We start from the raw sequence: 18,346 nt of genomic DNA on the forward strand, positions 1-18,346 counted from the left end.
TCGACAAGGAGTCGTAAGCCACCATGGCAGATCACAAGTTTGGATTCCGCACCCGCGCATTGCATGCCGGAGGCACCCCCGATGCCGAGCATGGCTCACGCGCAGTGCCGATCTACCAGACCACTTCGTTCGTCTTCAAGGACGCTGACGATGCGGCCAACCTCTTTGCCCTGCAGAAGTACGGCAACATCTACTCGCGTATCGGCAACCCGACCGTAGCGGCTTTCGAAGAGCGCATGGCTTCGCTGGAAGGCGGCATCGGAGCGGTAGCCACCGGCTCGGGCATGGCCGCGGAATTCGTCACCTTCGCGGCCTTGGCCCAGGCAGGCGACCACATTGTGGCTTCATCGAAGCTCTATGGCGGCACCATCACCCAGCTCGATGTCTCGCTGCGCCGCTTCGGCATCAACACCACTTTCATCGACTCCAATGATCCCGCCGACTTCGAAGCGGCGATCCAGGAAAACACCAAGGCCGTCTACACCGAGGTGGTGGCCAACCCGTCCGGCGACATCGCTGACCTGAAGGGCCTGGCCGAGGTGGCGCACCGCCACAATCTCCCGCTGGTAGTCGATTCGACGCTCACTCCCCCGTACATCCTGCGCCCTATCGAGCACGGCGCGGACATCGTGATCCACTCGGCCACCAAGTTCATCGGCGGGCACGGCACCACCCTGGGCGGCGTGGTCATCGAGTCGGGCAAGTTCAACTGGGGCAATGGCAAGTTCCCCGCCATGACCGAACCGGTTGCCAGCTACGGCAACGTCTCCTGGTGGGACAACTTCGGCGAGTACGGCTTCCTGACCAAGCTGCGCAGCGAACAGCTGCGCGACTTCGGACCGGCTCTGCCGGCCCAGTCCGCATTCCAGCTGTTGCAGGGCCTGGAGACCTTGCCGCAGCGCATGGACAACCACCTGTCCAACGCGAAGCAGGTCGCTGCCTGGTTGCAGGCCGATGAGCGCGTGACCTACGTGAACTATGCCGGCCTGGAATCCCACCCGCAGCACGCGCAGGCCAAGGAGCTGCTGCCCATGGGCGTCGGCTCGGTCTTCAGCTTCGGGGTGAAGGGCGGGCGCGAAGCCGGCTCGAAGTTCATCGAAGCCCTGCAGCTGGCCAGCCACCTGGCCAACATCGGCGATGCCCGCACCCTGGTGCTGCACCCGGCCTCCACCACCCACCAGCAGCTGAGCGCCGAGCAGCTGGTCTCCGCTGGCGTGCCAGAAGATCTGATCCGGCTGTCGGTAGGACTGGAAGATGTCGAGGACATCCTCTGGGATCTGGACCAGGCGCTGGCCGCTTCGCAGGAAGCGATTGCCGCTTCCGCCGCAGGGTTCGAGGCTCCGGCCTATGACGGTTCCGCCTGCGCATTGCCAACCGCTTCGAAGGGAGCAATCTAATGACTGCCGTTGGTACCGCTTGGGAAGGCCCTGGAGCCGCACAGCGCCTGGAGATCCTGCGCGACACCAAGTCCATCGCCATTGTCGGTGCCTCGAACAAGCCATCGCGCGCCAGCTATTTCGTGGCTACCTACCTGCTCTCCTCCTCCAAGTACAAGGTGTATTTCATCAACCCGGTACTCGATGAGATCCTGGGCCAGCCGGTGTACAAGTCGCTGGCCGATCTGCCGGAGACCCCGGATCTGGTCGAGGTTTTCCGCAAGCACGATGACCTGCCTACCGTGCTGGACGAGGCCCTGGCCGTAGGCGCGAAGACCCTGTGGCTGCAGCTGGGATCCTGGCATGAGGAAGTGGCCCGGCGCGCCGAGGCCGCGGGCATGAATGTGGTCATGGACCGCTGCGTGAAGATCGAGCACGCCCGCTTCCACGGCGGCCTGCGCCTGGCTGGATTCAATACCGGCGTCATTTCCTCCAAGCGCCAGGTACTTGCCTAGGGAGTCCAAGATTCCAGGAAATGGGTGCATGCAACATTGCGTTGCATGCACCCATTTTTGCCGTCGCTACCGGAGCTCTTCTTCGGGAGCTGTGCGTACTAGGCCACCTGCCCAGGGGCATTGCTGAGTTTTGCGGCTCGGCGGACTGCTCACGACAACGACCGGCCGGCTACGGCCAGTTATTAGAAACCATCTGGTGCCAGCTCTCCAGGTGTCCGGCACTCGGCCCGAGAACCGCAATCGCAAATAGCCCTTGAATTACTCGTTGGTATCCTCCCGCCGCCTTGCCTAGCAGCAACGGCTGCTTTGCAATGCATTTGCATGGGCTGGAGAAAATGGGACGCGGCAAGATCTTTTGGAGGCCGGAGGTACTGGCGACTGGCAATTGCCTAGCCAGATGAACTCGAAATTTCGGCGGACCCGTACGTTGCTTCCTATGCATGCCCTTCACGAAAACGCTATCGATCGCTCACCCGGATATGCCCCCTTGCCCGAATTAGGCGAATGCCTCTCCGTGGGAACCTGCGGTGCGACTGCCGTTTATTTCCCGTCAAACAAGCCGGGCGGAATCTTGGGCATTCGGTCCAGCATCCTTCGGGGCATGACCCCTGCGCGGCATTAGACTCAGCACATGGCAATTGGCAATAGCGGCACTGGGGCCCATCTACGCGAATATCTGAATGATGCCCGCGAAGCAATCTTGTGGAAATGCGAAGGCTTGAGCGACACCCAAGCGCGTACGCCCTTGGCACCCACAGGAACCCATGTCATGGGGTTGCTGCTTCACCTAGCCGTCACCGAATCAGAGTATCTCGTCGGATGCCTCGGACAGAAAATTGAGAATCCCATTATCCGAGACATTTCCGAAGACGAAGACGCCCAGGCCGACTTCCGCCCGCCACCGAACATGACCTTAGCTGATGCCATGAATATCTACCGCGAGGCAACCACCGCTGCCGACGTAGTTTTGGATTATTTGGATCTGGATTCCCCTGCCGTTGTTCCCTGGTGGGGAACGCATCGGCATACGACAGTGGAACGTCTCCTGATTCATATGATCGCCGAGTCTCATCGCCATGCAGGACACATGGATATCGTACGCGAGCAATTGGACGGTTTCGTCGGGTTACGCCCCTCAGCACCCAACATTCCAGATCTGACGCCCGCGCAGTGGGAAGAACAACGCCTGCGCATAAAAGAAATAGCCGACAACGCCTAGCGCATCATCTACTTTCTAAGCCTGTCAGAGGCCAGAGATACCCAAGAAGAAGTTGATGGATCGCTCGGTATGCCCGCGTCACGCAGATGATTTTCAGATTGGACCGCTGACAACTCCCTCATTGTCCGCTACGTTTATAGGCCGAGACCCGCGGCTGACCGTGACGAATTAGCTGTTCTTGACTGCAATGCTCGACTAACGGAGGCACCCCCACGATGACAGGGCCTGAACCGAAAACCGCACAAGAGCAACGGATACCGCTACCACTCTGGTCGGTTCTAGTTCGCATCGCTTTCATGATCGGAGTCCTAGTAGGTACGCTTCTGCTCGCGGTGGCACTTAACAACTCGACCGACCCGACCGCACACGGAACCCTCTGGACGCGCATCCTGAGCGGCTTCGCCATTTCTGGCCTCGTGATCGCCGTCCTTGTGATCCTCGTTCGCTGGTCAGGGCGACGTTCTCTCAGCGCTGCCGGCTTCACGACAGCCTCCGGCGATCTGCGAGCGTTTGCCCTGGGCATCGCCTCGTGGTCTGTACCTGCGGTCGCCACTTTCTTTGTTCTCAGGCTACTTGGCAATCCGTTACAGATTCCCGTGGCCGCCGCCGAATTTTGGCTTGTATTCGGCCTGATCTTTTTCGCGGTGCTCTTAACTGAGGCGATTCCCGAAGAGCTTGTGTTTCGCGGCTACGTGTCCGCGGTTCTTGCAGAACGTCTGCCATCGTGGTGGGTCATCGGCGTGCAGACTGCACTCTTCGTTGCTACTGCGGTCTTCCTCCGTGGCGGAGTCAGCCCACTCGACGTATCACTGTTCGCGGCCATGGGAATTGTACTGGGCTACGTTCGACTCGTCACTGGCAGCGTGTGGACCGCTGTCGGCATCCACGTCGCTTTTCAAAGCGCATCCCAACTCGTCTTCACCCATGGCATCATCGAATTCGGCGGTTCACCGGAACTCGCCATGATCGCTCTCGGCGGGGTGCCATTCACAGCGGCCGCTATCCTGGTCTCAGTACTTGACGTCCGGAAAACCCGCGACTGAGGAACCAACCTCCGGCGCGACTGTACCTAAGCTATAGACGAAACTGGGCGGATCCATATTTGAATCTCCCCTATTCCCCTCTCGAGAAAATATCTGGCGTAGGTACTTTGAATGGGCTTCATCCCGGATGTTCTTCATCGGATGATCACTTCTAGTACGTGAATATTGAGCCGGGCTTGCGTCCCACTCAGTACGTTCGGTCTCCGAGCTGCATCTTTCCGGGGACGGATAGCATTGCGATAAGCCCGCCACTCCACCCTCACATTAGGAGCTACCTTCAAGGATTCCCCGACCAAGCTAACGAGATGCACTTGCATATTAGCCCAAGCTCACGGAACCTACAGCAAAATCCAAGACATTCTCAACGCGGGGCCCGAATTGATGATCTCTACATTTATCAGGAGTTATTTGATGCGCTGGACCGACGGCCCGGGTTGGATGAAGCACTCGACTTGTTCCACCCAATGATGCTCTGGTGATCACCAACTTGTATCGGCTGGGATGCTCTACTTTAAAAAGCTCGAACTCGCCGACGAGCTGCTCGAACGCACCACCAGTCTTAGCACCAAGCGGCGAAGAAAGCTTTGGCGGATGCCCCCTATTACGAGTGTACCGGCTGGCCTCAGCCCGTCCCACGCTGCTCTGGCAGAATCCATCCTTTTGGCAGAGTGATATCCGAGGAGAAAAGGAATGCGCAAAGGACTGTTGAATGTCAGCCAACTCGCCCGAATGCATTCAGGCACGGAGAGCGGCATGAATGGATCCGGGAATTTTGTCCTGACGCAAATCACTCGCGAAGCTGCCTGGGATTCCTGTCGAATTCAAGACATTCTCGCCCCGGGCCTTTGCCGTACCGACGCCTTGCTCCTTAGTACGGTTTCCCGTCAGCTGAGGCCGCACAGATGGCGAATCACGGAGGACAGACTCGAGTCGTACGCTGCTTCGGTTGCGCGTATCTCCCACCATCAATCCGGCATAACCCCAGCCGCTTGCATTGGAAGATCCGGCCTGGTGGTGGACTGCGCTCTCGTACGTTACTGGCGAAGTGCGCGCGGCCAAGCTGGCCGAGCAGTTCGCTTCTGGCTCTCATGACCCCGGTGCTGAGACCAGTTGCTATTTCGACTCGGCAGGCCAGGACCTCTCGGCCGGCCTGCTGCTGGCTGCGGCTTTGGATCACCGGGCCATTGCCCACGTGTACACGTGGCTGGCTCGTCCCACCGATGACACGGCGGTGGGGGCCTCGGCAAACTTGGTTTCCGGTTGACCTCCGATCCGGCGGCTGATGTGATCGAGGCTCCCGCAAAGCGTCGTGGCGGCGTGCCTGGCGCGGCGCGGCTGATACACGGCCGTATTCCAACGCTCAACAGCCTGCAATCAAAGTCGGCAGTCCTGGCCTTGCCAAGCTCCGACACTTGCCAGAACCTGGCCGGAGGCATGCGCCTTCACGCCGGAAGCTCCGCTTGCTGACGATTAAGTATTCCCGCACTGGAGCCGCTTAAGCCGCATTCCATGCGGTCGTCACTGCGTGTACGGCAAGACGGAGCGTTTCCGCTTCAGCTTCAACCCGTACCGCTTCGGAGGGCAGAGCACGCTCCGTCATGAGGCCGCTGATTACGGTCGCGAGGAATCGTGCCCGCTGCTCAATCTGGCCGGCGGGAATTGCGTCTTCCTCAATAAGCGCACCCAACCACCGCTCCACACGATGACGCCCCATCCGCTCGAGCGCGAGGTAGGTTCTCGTCTCATCTTCGGACGGTGCGGAGGCTACGTACGCGTCATACAAGAATCCCCATTGCTCCCGGGCGCGATCGCCGGCACCGAACTGCGCGAGGAGCAGCCGCAAACATGCGGTCAGGCGCTCGGCCGGCATGAGAGCCCGATCGTTGATCGGATCGTCGGGAATGTCGACGTCGTAGATTCCGGCGACGACAGTGTCGACGAGGGCACGCTGCGTGGGGAAGAAATGCCGCAGCGAACCCGTACTCACTTCAGCGCGAGCGGCGACCGCCCGAACACTCAAGCGCGCGGTTGGATCCTCGCCGAGCATCGTCGCCGCAGCGATCAGGATCTTCTCACGCGTGCCCACTTCTCTCGATGCATCAGGCTGGCTGCCCATGGCGTCCTCTCGTTACAAAACTATTACAGTGTGCTAGTCTATCCCATTATTGACTATTACGGCGTACTAGTCTGGAAGCGAGGACGGAAAATGAAGTTCAAAAGGTGGTTGAACCATCGCGTGCGTGCCGGATCCGGCGAGCCGGTGAAGCGCTTGCGCTGGTGGCAGATATTCAGCAGGTCCTTGCGCACCATCGCCCTACCCTCTCCCGATGGGACAGCATCCACCTACACGGTTGATGTCCGCCACGGCGGCGACATGGCTGATGGCGTGATCAGGGCCCGCCTCTATGTGAATGGATCGTTGCACTCGTACTCGAAGATGCCCGCGCGCTTCCCAGTCCCAGGCGGCCACATCGAAGTCGCTGCCAACGGCTTCGGACTCAAGCGCTGCCACTATATGCCTGCAGGCGGCAGCGAACTGCAGCTGGCCCCAGATCCCGCATCCGCGGAAGGGTGCCGTGCCAGACTGCATCACAGGCATCCGGGCCTGAGCCGATTCATCGGCATCGTCTCGACCGCGCTGGTCCTCGCCGGCCTGTGCATCACGGTGCCTCAGATCCTTGAATCGATATCCCAGTTTCCTCCCATCGCCGATTCGATAGGCACCTTCACTTCTCCTGTGCAACTCCCGCTCCAGGGCAACCTTTTCATCGGATTCGCGGCCGTCCTTGGCAGCACGGAACGTGCCTTGCGGATGCGATCGAGCTGGATCGACGAACTCGCCAGCTAAGCCCGCGAAAGGAAAACAACTATGCCGAACGCCGCCTCAAACTGGCTCCTCCAAATCGACGAACCGATATCAGCTTCCCGTGTTCCGCCCGCCGCCGAATACCACCGCGTCTACGCGGGCGAAAAACGCAGGATCCCGCGCGGGATCCTCGCGATCGCCTGATTCTCGTGGGCTTTGCAGGTTTCGCGCAGCTGTCCCTCATCGGCGCCCGTCATATCGACACCGAAATCCTCGGGCGTGCCGGCTTCACGCCGCTCCAACAGGTCGCCGGCTCTCTCTCCCTGGCCTTGCTCACCCCTTACGGTGAGCTGGTCAAGTTTTTGGGACACGAACTTTGATCTTTTTGTACATTTCCTCAAGCCGTCAAAGCTAGAGGATCCCTTTCCTGATACGAGTCCAGAACCGCCTGGGGGCTAACTCCGCCATTTGCCGTATACGGGCGCTTCCGGTTGTACCAAACCGCGATGCACTCCTTCACTGCGGCACACGCAGCCACCCTGCTGCTGAAGAACCTGTGGTGGAACATTTCCTTCTTGATCGTCAAGAAGGCTGACTCGGCGACGGAATTATCCCAGGGACACCCCGGCGCGTCCCGTCGACTACTGCACCCTGTGCGCAGCACACCACCTCTGGAACGCGCCGAGGTACATTGGGGCCTCGGTCTGAATGGAACACACTACCAAACTGGATGAACGCCTGCGACGCAGCAAGCCCCCTCGCGTCAATGGCCAACTACGTTTACATGTTCTTACCCATTGACCAGCCCACGATCTGTCGCGAATTCAAATCGATCACCGTCGCCAAATACAACCAGCCTTCACCGGCGCGCAGGCAGGCAATATCGCCTAACAGTTTCGCCGCAAGCCGCGAGGAGCGGAAGTCACGCATGCCGAGATTGTCGACCCTATGGTTTTCTATACGCACCGTCCGGGATTGGCGCTCACGCACGGTCGTGGTTTTGAAGGCGCTCATCCGCCTGGCCCGGATTCTCAGCTCTTTCATGAGCGACATCACCGTGGATGTCGAGATGTCTTCCTCATGGTTTTTGCGGATCAAATCCACTGATTGTCCGCCACCGGCGACCTGGTTGGACGCCTCACACTCGTCCTGGAGCAGTTTCGTGCGGTGTGCTCGCAGGACTTAGGCTTCGCTCAGCTCTTGGCAGGCGTTCAGACATCGGTAGTGACTGCCCCTGGAATTCTGGGTTTCCTGCCCATCCAGTTCACTGGATACTCGCCTATGTGGGCTTCGATGAAGTCTAAGACCGCGCTTACTCCTTACTGTTCGAGGCGCGATAGGCTCCGACAACTTTTATGAAGTCGTTCTCCCGTTTCACCTTCAACAGTTCTTTGCGCAGGTTCTCGTTGTGGACCGTTTCACTGGGCCGTGTTCTTCGGTTTCCGCTATGGGACGCTCGGCGCGGTCGGCGCGGGATTCTGAGCGCTCATTGACCTCTATTTGAAATAAGAGCGCCATAGGTAGGTCTAGTACTGTTTAATGCATTTAAGAGTTTTTTAAATTTACGACATCGAAAGGCTTTGGATGTCGCGCTCACAATCAATTACCCTGCGTCCATTTCGCAGCGCAGACACCGAATTCTTTGCCAGCATGGCCTCGGATGAACGTGTAGCTCGTTTTATTGGGTATGGGGAGCCATGGGACCGGCAAACCATCAACGCCTGCGTTAAGCAATCCCTCCAACATGAACCACTCGACACTGTGGGGGGCTCTCGATGGTTCCTAGCTACTGAAGCAAATGCAGCAGTGGGCCTCGTGTTTTGCACCCGGCAGGAAAGTTGCGTGGAGGTCGGTTACTGGGTATCTCCAGATCAATGGGGGCGAGGAGTTGGTGGAGCCGTGCTCGATAGCACCCTGATTTCAATTCCCAAGATATACGGAATTACGAAAATCAGTGCCCGCGTAGCTCCGGCTAACACTGCTTCAACCCGACTGCTCACCAGTCGAGGATTCAGACTGGAAAAACGTGATGACATGCTTGAGTACTACACACTGGAATAGCCTTCTGTGGGTAACCGAACGCAGCCTAGATTCCTGATTGAACCAGTTGGGGGTGAAATGTATTTGGTTTAGTAGCCGATCCGTAGAATTTTGGCACGCGATTATTGAACCGTTCTTCAAGGGGTTCGGTAGATCTAACATGAAACCTGCTATGTCATGCTGAATACTTTCTATACTGCAAATATGACTTCCCCTCCTACCTCGACCATCGGGCTTGGTACTTGGTCCCGTGAACCAGGTACTGCTCTAGTGCAAGCAACTGCCTTGCCTAGCGATGCGACCTCATCATTTGTGATTCTGAGCGAAACGCACACCATTGAGGTCTCTACGGAGTGGGAGCCTCATTCGCACCTGGCCCATGAGCTCTTATGGACCCAAGATGGGACACTCACCGCTCAAATCGAAGGACAGATTTTTACGGTCTCCGAGGGTCATGGTCTGTGGATTCCGTCCGGAGCGCTGCACGGTGGACGCCTGACCGCACATGTAGAACTTTTCAGCGCGTTCTTTTCCCCTGAACGAACCACCACCCCATTCAGTACCCCTACAGTGATCGACATGAAACCGTTGCTTAAGTCGTTGCTGGTCCATTTATCCAGTCGGGAACTGAGCCAAGAAGCCAGAGCGCGTGCGGAGGCTGTAGTTTTCGACGTACTCAAACCATCAGCTCATCAGCTAGCGCTGCGCTTGCCCGATGACCCTCGTATCCATGGCATTGCCAACCGTCTACTAGCCAACCCTGCGGATAACCGATCTCTCGAGCGATGGGCGGTAGATGCTGGAATCAGCTCACGAACCATCACGCGAGTCTTCCGCGAAGCAACCGGCTTATCCTTTGCCCAGTGGCGTCAAGCGGTGAAAATTCATCGCGCCCTGGAGCTGCTCACCAACGGTGAAGGCGTCCAAGACATCTCTGAAATGCTGGGCTACGCGCAGCCGAGTACTTTTATCGACGCTTTTCGACGCACCATGGGCTCCACACCTGGCACATTCACCTTAGCAAATGTGAATAGGTGACCGAAAAGCCGGATACACTGTCAGAAATCATCGATTGCTGACATCGATTAGTTAACTTAGACTTACCTAAGTGAAAATACCTATTCAAATCGGACGTATTCAATCCGTTCCTTACGCATGCTAGACGTGGCGTCCGGAGCAGCATCCGCCGCAGCCGGAACGATGCTCGCCCACGAGGTAGTGCTGCGCTACGGCAAAAGCACTGTAGTGGACGGTGCTTCCATCCGTTTATCCCCGGGTGAAGTCACCGCACTCATTGGACCCAATGGCAGCGGGAAATCCACACTTCTCCGTTCCATGGCAAGGTTGCATGAGCGCGCCGCGGGGGTGATCACGCTCTCCAATTCTCACGGGGAGGCCCGCGAAATTAGCACGCTGAATGGACGAACATTCGCCCACGAAGTTACGCTCTTCGCGCAGTCCCACGCCACCCCGGAAGGGTTAGCCGTGGCAGATATCGTCGCCTTCGGTCGCCATCCATATCGGCGCGGTATCTCGGGGCTATCCGATGCGGATCATGCGGCGATTGCCTCGGCCATGGAACTGACTGGCACTACCTCGATGTCCCGGAAGGCAGCTGGGGAACTATCCGGTGGAGAACTTCAACGTGTCTGGTTGGCCGTGTGCTTGGCACAGCAAACCAATGTGGTGCTTCTCGACGAGCCGACCAATCACCTCGACTTGAGATATCAGGTCGAGACCCTAGATCTGGTCCATGATCTAGCCCGTCAAGATCGGCTAGCCATCGGCATCGTCCTGCATGACCTGAATCAAGCCGCCGCGTTGGCTGATCGGCTGGTGCTGATGAAACACGGCCGGGTATACGTCTCAGGAACCCCCGCTGAGGTCCTCACCGCAGATAACCTCTCGGAGGTCTATGAGATCCCTGTGCAGGTCCTCTCTGATAAGCAGAATGGATTGTTGCGCATCGAACCGGTTAGCCGCCACCGGATGAGCTAACCACTTTCTTTCTACCACCGAAACATATAATTACAAGGGAAAACCTATGCCTACACTCGCTCGAAATGCAGTCACTTCAGCGGCCGCTCTAGCACTGTTGTTCTCAGCCACCGCTTGCGGTACCACGGACATTAGCAGCGCTGGTGCCGAACGGAGCCCCGCTGCCGCATCCGCAAGTTGCGCGAATGACACCACCGCCACTAGCACAGATCCGGTATCTATGACCGATGATCTGGGCCGCACACTTGAATTGGATAAACCAGCCGAGCGCGTGGTGGTGCTCGAATGGCAGGAAATTGAAGATGTACTAACCTTGTGCGTCACTCCGGTGGGCGTCGCTTCCCCAGATGGATATAGCACCTACGTCACTGCAGAGGAGCTGCCTGAGGGTGTTGCTTCGGTGGGTGAACGTGGCGAGCCAGATCTGGATTCGATCTACGCGCTGGACCCCGACTTAATCATCGTGGACGCTTTTAGTGAAGAAGACCCCGTGCTGTCGCAGCTTGATAAGGGCGACGTTCCCGTATTGGCGGTCAAGGGCAACGATTCTGCGGATCCCATCGGCAACATGAAAAAAGTCTTCTCACAGGTCGCCGAAGCCACCGGCCGCACCGAGCGTGCTGCGTTAGTGCTCAACGAATTCGACGCCCACTTGGCGCAGAAAAAACAGGAAGTCTCCGAGGTGAAGTTGGAAACCACCGACTTCCTCTTCTTCGACGGTTGGGTTGACGGCTCCAACCTGACGATTCGCCCATACACTGACGGGGCTCTGTTCACAGAGCTTGGCAAGGAACTGGGCCTGAGCCCAGCTTGGAACGATGACATCAACAAGTCCTTCGGATCCGGCGGCGTGAACAAAGAATACGGGCTGGCCCAGACGGACATAGAAGGCCTAGCGGGCGTTGGCGACGTCAACCTGTTCTACTCCAACGACGCAGGCACCGGGTGGACCACCGAGCTGGAATCCAGCGAGATCTGGAACAACTTGACCGCAGTCAAGGAAGGCCGGACCTTCCAGTTCCCAAACATCTGGGGTGCCGGCGGGCCGAAATCCACCAGTCAAGCGGTAGATGCCTTCACCGATGCACTGACCTCCGCCTCGGAAGCCAAGTAGCGTACAACTGAAATGAAAACCGCTGAAGAATCAGCAGAGCGACACATCGTGGACAGCGGGGTCGGCATCCAAATGACCGGCCTTGGTTATTCCCCCGCGCCGGTCACCGGTACCCGTCTCGCCACTGGCCTAGGTCTGCTAGCCGCCTTAGCGGCAGCGGTACTGCTGGTGGGTGCTTGGCACCTCACCCAGGGGACCTCCGGTATTGGTTTGGGTGAACTGCTACGCGCACTCACCGGAGATGACACCCGTATCGGAGGGGTGGGAGCCGCCGAGATCTTCACCGGCTCCCGGCTACCGCGCCTCTGTGCGGGTGCCGCCGTTGGTCTGGCTTTGGGGGTGGCAGGTTCATTGCTCCAATCCGTCACCCGCAACCCGCTGGCCTCGCCGGACACATTGGCTGTCACCTCAGGTGCATTCTTCGCGTTGAGCGTGGCTGCTGCCTTGGGAATAAGCATGTCCACGCTGGCTTCCAGCACTCTCGCATTCGCTGGCGGGCTGCTCGCCGCCGGGATCGTATTGGCTATCTCTGGGCGCAGCGCGGGAACCGCCACCACCCGGTTGATCCTCGCTGGCTCAGCCATCGCCATGGCGTTGGAAGCAGGCAGCGGAATCATCTTGCTGCTGTTCAAGGAAAATACGACTGGACTGTATGCCTGGGGTTCAGGGTCGCTGGCCCAACTAAATCTCGATGCATTCTTGCGCAGTCTGCCAGTGATCTTGGTGGTGCTGGCCATCTGCCTCTTGCTCTCTCGCCGACTGGATGTCCTGTCCTTGGGTGATGAAAACGCTGCGGTGCTCGGCATCCCGGTGCGCTCAACCCGCACTCTGGCCGTCCTGTGTGCTGTGCTGCTCACCGGCGTTTCCGTTTCGCTGTCCGGCCCGATTGCTTTTGTAGGGCTTGGCGCCCCCGTGCTCGCCCGACTGCTGTCGCGCCGCCTGGTAGTGTTGCGCCGTCAACTGTTCTTGCTCCCCGCCACCGGCCTGATTGGTGCGCTACTGATCCTGCTGGCCGATGTTTCGCTTCGTGCCTCGCTCGGTGCGCAAGGTGCGGCTTCCATTCCTACTGGAGTTCCCACCGCGATCCTGGGCGGCGTGCTGATCATCATCTTGGCAATGCGACTGCCCGAAGCTTCCAGCTCTCGCAACCCGTTACAGGTAGCAAGCAAATTGCGTAGCAACCGCCGATTCATTCTCACCATGACGCTGGGATTCAGTTTGCTGTTGGGAGCGGTGATTCTAGGCCTTTTGGCCGGGAGCATGTTACTCAAGCTGGGAGATCTCGCCTTGTGGTTCCAGGATGATGCGCCCAAGCTCATTGCCCGCGCCTTCTCCGAACGTGCACCACGGACCAGCGCGGCGCTGGGTGCCGGAGCCGCCTTGGGACTGGCTGGTTGTTTGGTGCAGGGCGCCGTGCGCAACCCATTGGCCGAGCCCGGAATCCTGGGTATTACTGCGGGGGCAGGGCTGGGCGCGGCTGTAGTGGTCACCGCCTTTGGCGGTTCCCGCTCGCTACTGGTGATTTTTGCGGTGATTGCCGGGCTCGCGACCTTCGCTGCCATCACCGCCCTAGCCTGGCGTCGAGGATTCTCCCCTGAACGTTTTGTGCTAATCGGCATCGGTGCAGGCTACACGCTCTCTGCGGTCACCACCTACCTGCTGCTGAGCATTAATTCGTGGGAAACTCCGCGCATCTACACCTGGCTGTCTGGCTCAACTTATGGACGTCAGTTCGCAGACGTGTTACCTGTTCTGACGGTGTTGGCATTAGCTCTTCCGGTCGTACTGCTCATGGGACGCAAACTGGACCTGCTAGCCATCGACGAAGACCTGCCCCGGGTGCTGGGCGTCAAGACCGTTCGCATCCGATTAGTCTCATTGTCCATTGCCGCGCTGCTTGCGGCACTCAGCGTCGTGGCCGTAGGTGTGGTTGGCTTTGTCGGACTCATCGCCCCGCATCTGGCGCGGTCGTTGGTGGGTTCCCGCCATCACCGGGCGATCCCGGTGTCCATGGTTTTCGGAGCCTTGCTAGTTTGCCTGGCCGATACCTTGGGCCGTACCGCAATCGCGCCGGCACAGATTCCCGCCGGTCTGATCGTGTCGTTACTCGGCTCCCCGTACTTCATTTGGCTTTTGTACCGATCACGCGGCTAGGTGTTAAGCGAGGATCCTAACCGACGCCGCCTCCACCCCACCTAATAGTAAGGAATCATGGCGAAACGCTCTGCCCGGCAAACGAGAATCCAGGCCTTTGACCCCGAGCAGCACCCGGCGCAACTACGGCATCTGGGTTGCATATCAGGTCCGTGGGAAAGTCTCATGGCAACGGTCAACGCTCGGCTGCTCACGATACAGTCATCAGATGCCACCATACTCGGTGCCGCATTGCTTACCGCCCGTTCGGCGACTGCATACGTGAAGATCTCTGGGGTTCTTGCCCGCGACACAGCTGCATATGAAGAGCTCGTCCGTGCGGTGCTGGACTACGCCAGGGAAAAAGATCTGGCCTGCGTGAAATGGGAAAGCTGGTCGGAAGAACCGTGGCTCGCAGACCTGGCTGAACAAATGGGTTTCCAGTCGTTGCCTACTCCACGCTTCACCACAGATGCGTCGGTATCGATTCCAAAATTCGGCTATGTGCACTGGTCACATCCAGCCCGATATCTGCGTACCTCGCACTACCAGCAAAGCGAGAACTTCACCTGCGCGGCGGTTTCCGCGCTGGCCGCGCACGGGGAAACGATGAGCATTGCAACGATGGATCGCCTGCGTACCGCCGAGTTGTTACTGTGGCGTCAAGCGACTAATTTCATGGCTTGCGAACCCGTGGGGCTCGGGCTGGCCATCGCTGAGCGCTGGCCAGCAAGCTCAGTTCAGGTGTCTTTGGATACCGATAAGCCAGTAATCGTCGACTATTATCCCGAGGTTGAACGTGGTTGGCGGGGCATCTTGCAGGCTGACTCGCGCCGCCGTGCAGAAGCTACCGGGTTGCCGGTGACCTCTATGCGTATGGAAATCTCACAGATTCACAAAGTATTAAGTCAGGGTGCCCGCGTCTTGTTGCTGGTGTCATTGCAGCAGATGCTCGGCTACGATGTTCCGCACTGGCTACTCTGCCATGGAACGGCTGGTTCCACGGAACGTCCCGTCATTCTCATCGAGGACTCTTGGGTCGATGTTAGTAGCGGGGAGAGCTGGGTGGATGCTACCTGCCTACCGATAGCTTTCCAGCAACTAGAAGCCATGTCTTGTCTCGAGTCAGATGGCTATCGAGCTGCGCTAATTCTGACTGAGAGTGCTCAGTAATCACCAATCAAGTTCGTCAATGACAAAAGAATTCGACACCCATCCAGAGACATCTTGCAACTCCATGGTTGCGAGAAGTCTCGCCGGGCACCGCTCCCCAGCCGAGAATCCTTGAGAACTCACTAGTCCTAGAATCTCCCAACTATGTGTCGCACTAATATCGTTGGATCATGCGGGCCCCATTAGTCGCGAGAGGCTTTTCAAGGACTCCATAACCAGTCTCTTCGGATCCCCTCGCGGATCAATCAAGGCTAAGGCCGCCGATCGCCAAGTCCAGGGCTTCCTCGTCATTCGATTCCGCTGCGATGACCACTGGATTCATCACGAGCTATTCGGTGCTCTAGTAGGCCGGCCCGAATTCGATACAGCCCTCGACGCGATACTTCCCCGATGCTACTCCGGTGATCATGTACTTGGTTTGGGAGGAACGCTCGAACTAGATAACAATCGAACTCTCCGACGAAGTTCGCGAATACAACCTCGAGCTGCGGGCCTCTGGCTTCGACGGCAGTGACGCCGATCCGAGATTGCCGGTGGGCCCCATGGTTTTCACCGTCATGGTAAATTCGACCCCAATGCAACTAGGAAGCCTGCAAGAACGCAATAACGAATCCATCGCCAAATGCCAATCCAACGGAAAGACTTTAACAGACGCCCACTAGTGCAAATATCAGAGCTGACCTCAGATCGCCCCCACGCTGTTCCGGTCGAAGTTATACCTTGGCAGAGTAACATCCGAGGAGAAAAGGAATGCACAAAGGGCTGTCGCATTTCAGTCAACTCGACCGAACGCATTCAAGCGCGGAGAGTGGTATGGCTTGATCCAGGCACGTCGTCCTGACGCAACTCATTCGCCCAGCAACCTATGATTCCTGTCGAATTCATGAACTGCCCGCCCTGGTTCCTGGCCGTACAGACGTCTTGCTCATTAGCTGGGTTTCCAGTCAACTGAGGCCGCACAGATGGCGATTTCCGGAGGACAGAATCAAGTCGCACGCTGCTTGGGTTGCGCGTATCTCCCACCGTTGATTCTGCATAACCCCTAGCAAACCCACTCAAAACCAACTAAAGCCAAATATTCCCCGGATTTTCACTTGACGATGCCACACAATCGGGCATAAAGTCATGGAAACACAGATCAATGTGTTGCAGGTCATGAGGAATTGCGGAGGCAAGAATGTTCGCCGAAGAACGACACCGGCTGATCGTTGAGCAGCTGGAAGCTGACGGGAAAGTAACCGTCGCCCAGCTCGCGCAGCGCTTCGATATCACCCGGGAAACCGTGCGGCGGGATCTGGCCCAGCTGGAATCCGAGAACTACCTGCGCCGCGTCCACGGCGGAGCGGTCACCATCACCGAAGCCAGCACCCGCGAGGAAAGCTACGTGGTGCGCACCGCCATCCATTCAGAGTCCAAGGCCCGCATCGCCCAGCGCGCGCTGAGCCTGCTGCCGGTCTCCGATGCCTCGGTCATCATCGACGCGGGAACCACCACGGAAATCCTGGCCGAACGCATGCTCAAGAGCACCGCGGGCACCGGACTGGTGGTCATCACCCACGCCCTGCCCATTGCCTCGGTGCTGGTCCACAGCCCGGATGTCGCCTTGGAGCTGATCGGCGGGCGGGTCCGCGGCATCACCGGCGCCTCCAGCGGAGCCCGCACCGTGCAGGAGTATTCCCAGTACCGGGCCGACATCGCCTTCATCGGCACCAACGGGCTGCATGCAGGATTCGGCCTGAGCACCCCGGACCCGCTGGAAGCTGCCGTCAAGCGCGCCCTGGTCGCCAGTGCCCGCCGCGTGGTGCTGCTGGCCGACGGATCCAAATTCGACCAGGAAACCCTGGTCTGCTTCGCCCGGCTCGAAGACATCGACACCCTGGTCACCGACCAGCAACCCGGCACTGAACTTGCCGCTGCGCTGGAAGCGGCGGATGTCGAGGTGGTGATCGCATGATTATCACACTGACCGTCAACCCGGCGCTGGACAAGACCATCGAATTGGTCGCCGCATTGCAGCCCGGTGCGGTGCAGCGGGCCGCTGGCAGCCACCTGCAGGCCGCAGGCAAGGGCGTGAATGTTGCGCGGGCCATCCTCGCCGCCGGGCAGCGGACCCTCGCTGTACTCCCCGGAGCCGGAAACGATCCGCTCATCGCCGCCCTGGCCGCCGACCAGTTGCCCTACCGGGCGCTGGAAATCAATGCTGCGCTGCGCACCAACACGACGCTGACCTCGCCGGATGGATCGACCACCAAAATCAACGAGGCCGGTCCTGAGCTGGACGCGGCCACGTTGGAGCAGCTCTCGGAGCTGGTGCGCGATTCCTGCGCTGGCGCCGATTGGCTGGTCATGGCAGGGTCGCTGCCACCCGGGGTGCCGGCGAACTACTACGCTCTGCTTACCGCGTCGTTGCGCGAGCAGCTGGGCTCGAAGTGCCCGAAGATTGCGGTGGACACCTCTGGGGAGCCGCTGCGCCAGCTCTTCGCCCACGACGAGATCCACATCCCGGATCTGGTCAAGCCCAACGCCGAAGAGCTTGCCGAGCTGCTGGGCGAGGACCTGGGCGAAGCCCAGCTCGAAGCGGACCCCGGGCTGGCCGCTCGCGCCAGCTCCAAGCTGCTGCGCCGCCCCGGGGCCGCGGTGCTCACCACCCTGGGTGCGCACGGCGCGGTACTGGCCACTGCCGAGGGCTGCTGGCACGGCTGGCCGCAGCCGATCACCCCGCGCAGCACGGTAGGTGCCGGCGATTCCTCGCTGGCCGGCTATCTGCTGGCAGACACGGCAGGCCACTTGCCGGCGTTCAAGCTGCGCCAGGCCATCGCCTACGGAACCGCGGCGGCCTCGCTGCCCGGCTCCGGCATCCCAACCCCAACCGACCTCCGCATCGATGCGGTCAGCGTCATCGAACTCACCCCAAGGCAAGGATCCTGAC

At 59.1% G+C, this 18,346-nt stretch carries 16 protein-coding genes and 1 pseudogene; 14 read left to right on the forward strand and 3 right to left on the reverse strand.

What is annotated here, in order from left to right; translation table 11 throughout:
- The first annotated feature begins 23 nt into the window (after nucleotides 1-23).
- The 5 genes from AC1Z36_RS01340 (at nucleotide 24) to AC1Z36_RS01360 (ending at nucleotide 5,417) form a co-directional block, all read left to right on the forward strand.
- Nucleotides 24-1,397, forward strand: coding sequence for an O-acetylhomoserine aminocarboxypropyltransferase/cysteine synthase family protein (locus AC1Z36_RS01340; RefSeq protein WP_483561577.1), 1,374 nt, complete (start codon nucleotides 24-26; stop codon nucleotides 1,395-1,397).
- Nucleotides 1,397-1,891, forward strand: a complete 495-nt coding sequence (locus tag AC1Z36_RS01345; RefSeq protein ID WP_332595231.1) for a CoA-binding protein — start codon at nucleotides 1,397-1,399, stop codon at nucleotides 1,889-1,891. Before AC1Z36_RS01340 ends, AC1Z36_RS01345 begins: the two co-directional genes overlap by 1 nt.
- A 631-nt stretch (nucleotides 1,892-2,522) precedes the next feature.
- On the forward strand, nucleotides 2,523-3,110 hold the full coding sequence (locus tag AC1Z36_RS01350; RefSeq protein WP_404598730.1) for a DinB family protein: 588 nt from the start codon (nucleotides 2,523-2,525) through the stop codon (nucleotides 3,108-3,110).
- A 296-nt stretch (nucleotides 3,111-3,406) separates the two neighbouring features.
- Nucleotides 3,407-4,153, forward strand: a complete 747-nt coding sequence (locus tag AC1Z36_RS01355) for a CPBP family intramembrane glutamic endopeptidase (RefSeq protein ID WP_219844127.1) — start codon at nucleotides 3,407-3,409, stop codon at nucleotides 4,151-4,153.
- 994 nt (nucleotides 4,154-5,147) lie between these two features.
- Complete coding sequence (locus tag AC1Z36_RS01360; RefSeq protein ID WP_483561578.1) at nucleotides 5,148-5,417, forward strand: hypothetical protein; 270 nt, start codon at nucleotides 5,148-5,150, stop codon at nucleotides 5,415-5,417.
- A gap of 231 nt (nucleotides 5,418-5,648) precedes the next feature.
- Here the strand turns inward: AC1Z36_RS01360 and AC1Z36_RS01365 are convergent, their stop codons facing one another.
- Nucleotides 5,649-6,269 carry a TetR family transcriptional regulator gene (locus tag AC1Z36_RS01365; protein WP_105657943.1) on the reverse strand — a complete coding sequence of 207 codons (621 nt, stop codon included), beginning with the start codon at nucleotides 6,267-6,269 and terminating at the stop codon, nucleotides 5,649-5,651.
- A gap of 90 nt (nucleotides 6,270-6,359) precedes the next feature.
- Here AC1Z36_RS01365 and AC1Z36_RS01370 point away from each other — a divergent pair, with 90 nt between their 5' ends.
- Nucleotides 6,360-7,001 (forward strand): hypothetical protein, encoded by a 642-nt coding sequence (locus AC1Z36_RS01370; protein WP_105657942.1) that lies wholly within the window; start codon nucleotides 6,360-6,362, stop codon nucleotides 6,999-7,001.
- A 110-nt stretch (nucleotides 7,002-7,111) separates the two neighbouring features.
- Here AC1Z36_RS01370 and AC1Z36_RS01375 read toward each other — a convergent pair whose 3' ends face one another.
- Both AC1Z36_RS01375 and AC1Z36_RS01380 read right to left on the reverse strand, forming a co-directional pair.
- On the reverse strand, nucleotides 7,112-7,330 hold the full coding sequence (locus AC1Z36_RS01375; protein WP_483561579.1) for a hypothetical protein: 219 nt from the start codon (nucleotides 7,328-7,330) through the stop codon (nucleotides 7,112-7,114).
- 26 nt (nucleotides 7,331-7,356) lie between these two features.
- Nucleotides 7,357-8,432 (reverse strand): annotated as a pseudogene (locus AC1Z36_RS01380) (IS3 family transposase); the annotation flags it as partial.
- A 111-nt stretch (nucleotides 8,433-8,543) separates the two neighbouring features.
- On the opposite strand from AC1Z36_RS01380, the gene AC1Z36_RS01385 reads away from it, so the two are divergent.
- The 8 genes from AC1Z36_RS01385 to AC1Z36_RS01420 all read left to right on the forward strand — a co-directional run bounded on the left by AC1Z36_RS01385 (nucleotide 8,544) and on the right by AC1Z36_RS01420 (nucleotide 18,345).
- Complete coding sequence (locus AC1Z36_RS01385; RefSeq protein ID WP_404598723.1) at nucleotides 8,544-9,020, forward strand: GNAT family N-acetyltransferase; 477 nt, start codon at nucleotides 8,544-8,546, stop codon at nucleotides 9,018-9,020.
- 183 nt (nucleotides 9,021-9,203) lie between these two features.
- Entirely contained in the window at nucleotides 9,204-10,037 is an 834-nt protein-coding gene (locus AC1Z36_RS01390; RefSeq protein WP_105658009.1) for a helix-turn-helix transcriptional regulator, read from the forward strand.
- A 117-nt stretch (nucleotides 10,038-10,154) separates the two neighbouring features.
- On the forward strand, nucleotides 10,155-10,997 hold the full coding sequence (locus AC1Z36_RS01395) for an ABC transporter ATP-binding protein (RefSeq protein WP_404598721.1): 843 nt from the start codon (nucleotides 10,155-10,157) through the stop codon (nucleotides 10,995-10,997).
- A 220-nt stretch (nucleotides 10,998-11,217) separates the two neighbouring features.
- Nucleotides 11,218-12,111 (forward strand): iron-siderophore ABC transporter substrate-binding protein, encoded by an 894-nt coding sequence (locus AC1Z36_RS01400; protein WP_404598719.1) that lies wholly within the window; start codon nucleotides 11,218-11,220, stop codon nucleotides 12,109-12,111.
- 12 nt (nucleotides 12,112-12,123) lie between these two features.
- Complete coding sequence (locus tag AC1Z36_RS01405; protein WP_404598718.1) at nucleotides 12,124-14,265, forward strand: iron ABC transporter permease; 2,142 nt, start codon at nucleotides 12,124-12,126, stop codon at nucleotides 14,263-14,265.
- A gap of 165 nt (nucleotides 14,266-14,430) precedes the next feature.
- Entirely contained in the window at nucleotides 14,431-15,417 is a 987-nt protein-coding gene (locus tag AC1Z36_RS01410; RefSeq protein ID WP_404598716.1) for a peptidase C39 family protein, read from the forward strand.
- A gap of 1,177 nt (nucleotides 15,418-16,594) precedes the next feature.
- Entirely contained in the window at nucleotides 16,595-17,371 is a 777-nt protein-coding gene (locus AC1Z36_RS01415) for a DeoR/GlpR family DNA-binding transcription regulator (RefSeq protein WP_105662630.1), read from the forward strand.
- Entirely contained in the window at nucleotides 17,368-18,345 is a 978-nt protein-coding gene (locus AC1Z36_RS01420) for a 1-phosphofructokinase family hexose kinase (protein WP_105662631.1), read from the forward strand. The genes AC1Z36_RS01415 and AC1Z36_RS01420 overlap by 4 nt, the downstream gene beginning before the upstream one ends.
- The last annotated feature ends 1 nt before the right edge of the window (nucleotide 18,346 follow it).

Source organism: Glutamicibacter sp. BS14, assembly GCF_056934375.1.

Excerpts from the sequence above, each read along its gene's own strand:
- AC1Z36_RS01340 (WP_483561577.1), top strand. The coding sequence starts at position 24 with ATGGCAGATCACAAGTTTGGATTCCGCACCCGCGCATTGCATGCCGGA.
- AC1Z36_RS01345 (WP_332595231.1), top strand. The coding sequence starts at position 1,397 with ATGACTGCCGTTGGTACCGCTTGGGAAGGCCCTGGAGCCGCACAGCGC.
- AC1Z36_RS01350 (WP_404598730.1), top strand. The coding sequence starts at position 2,523 with ATGGCAATTGGCAATAGCGGCACTGGGGCCCATCTACGCGAATATCTG.
- AC1Z36_RS01355 (WP_219844127.1), top strand. The coding sequence starts at position 3,407 with ATGATCGGAGTCCTAGTAGGTACGCTTCTGCTCGCGGTGGCACTTAAC.
- AC1Z36_RS01365 (WP_105657943.1), bottom strand. The coding sequence starts at position 6,269 with ATGGGCAGCCAGCCTGATGCATCGAGAGAAGTGGGCACGCGTGAGAAG.
- AC1Z36_RS01370 (WP_105657942.1), top strand. The coding sequence starts at position 6,360 with ATGAAGTTCAAAAGGTGGTTGAACCATCGCGTGCGTGCCGGATCCGGC.
- AC1Z36_RS01385 (WP_404598723.1), top strand. The coding sequence starts at position 8,544 with ATGTCGCGCTCACAATCAATTACCCTGCGTCCATTTCGCAGCGCAGAC.
- AC1Z36_RS01390 (WP_105658009.1), top strand. The coding sequence starts at position 9,204 with ATGACTTCCCCTCCTACCTCGACCATCGGGCTTGGTACTTGGTCCCGT.
- AC1Z36_RS01395 (WP_404598721.1), top strand. The coding sequence starts at position 10,155 with ATGCTAGACGTGGCGTCCGGAGCAGCATCCGCCGCAGCCGGAACGATG.
- AC1Z36_RS01400 (WP_404598719.1), top strand. The coding sequence starts at position 11,218 with ATGACCGATGATCTGGGCCGCACACTTGAATTGGATAAACCAGCCGAG.
- AC1Z36_RS01405 (WP_404598718.1), top strand. The coding sequence starts at position 12,124 with ATGAAAACCGCTGAAGAATCAGCAGAGCGACACATCGTGGACAGCGGG.
- AC1Z36_RS01410 (WP_404598716.1), top strand. The coding sequence starts at position 14,431 with ATGGCAACGGTCAACGCTCGGCTGCTCACGATACAGTCATCAGATGCC.
- AC1Z36_RS01415 (WP_105662630.1), top strand. The coding sequence starts at position 16,595 with ATGTTCGCCGAAGAACGACACCGGCTGATCGTTGAGCAGCTGGAAGCT.
- AC1Z36_RS01420 (WP_105662631.1), top strand. The coding sequence starts at position 17,368 with ATGATTATCACACTGACCGTCAACCCGGCGCTGGACAAGACCATCGAA.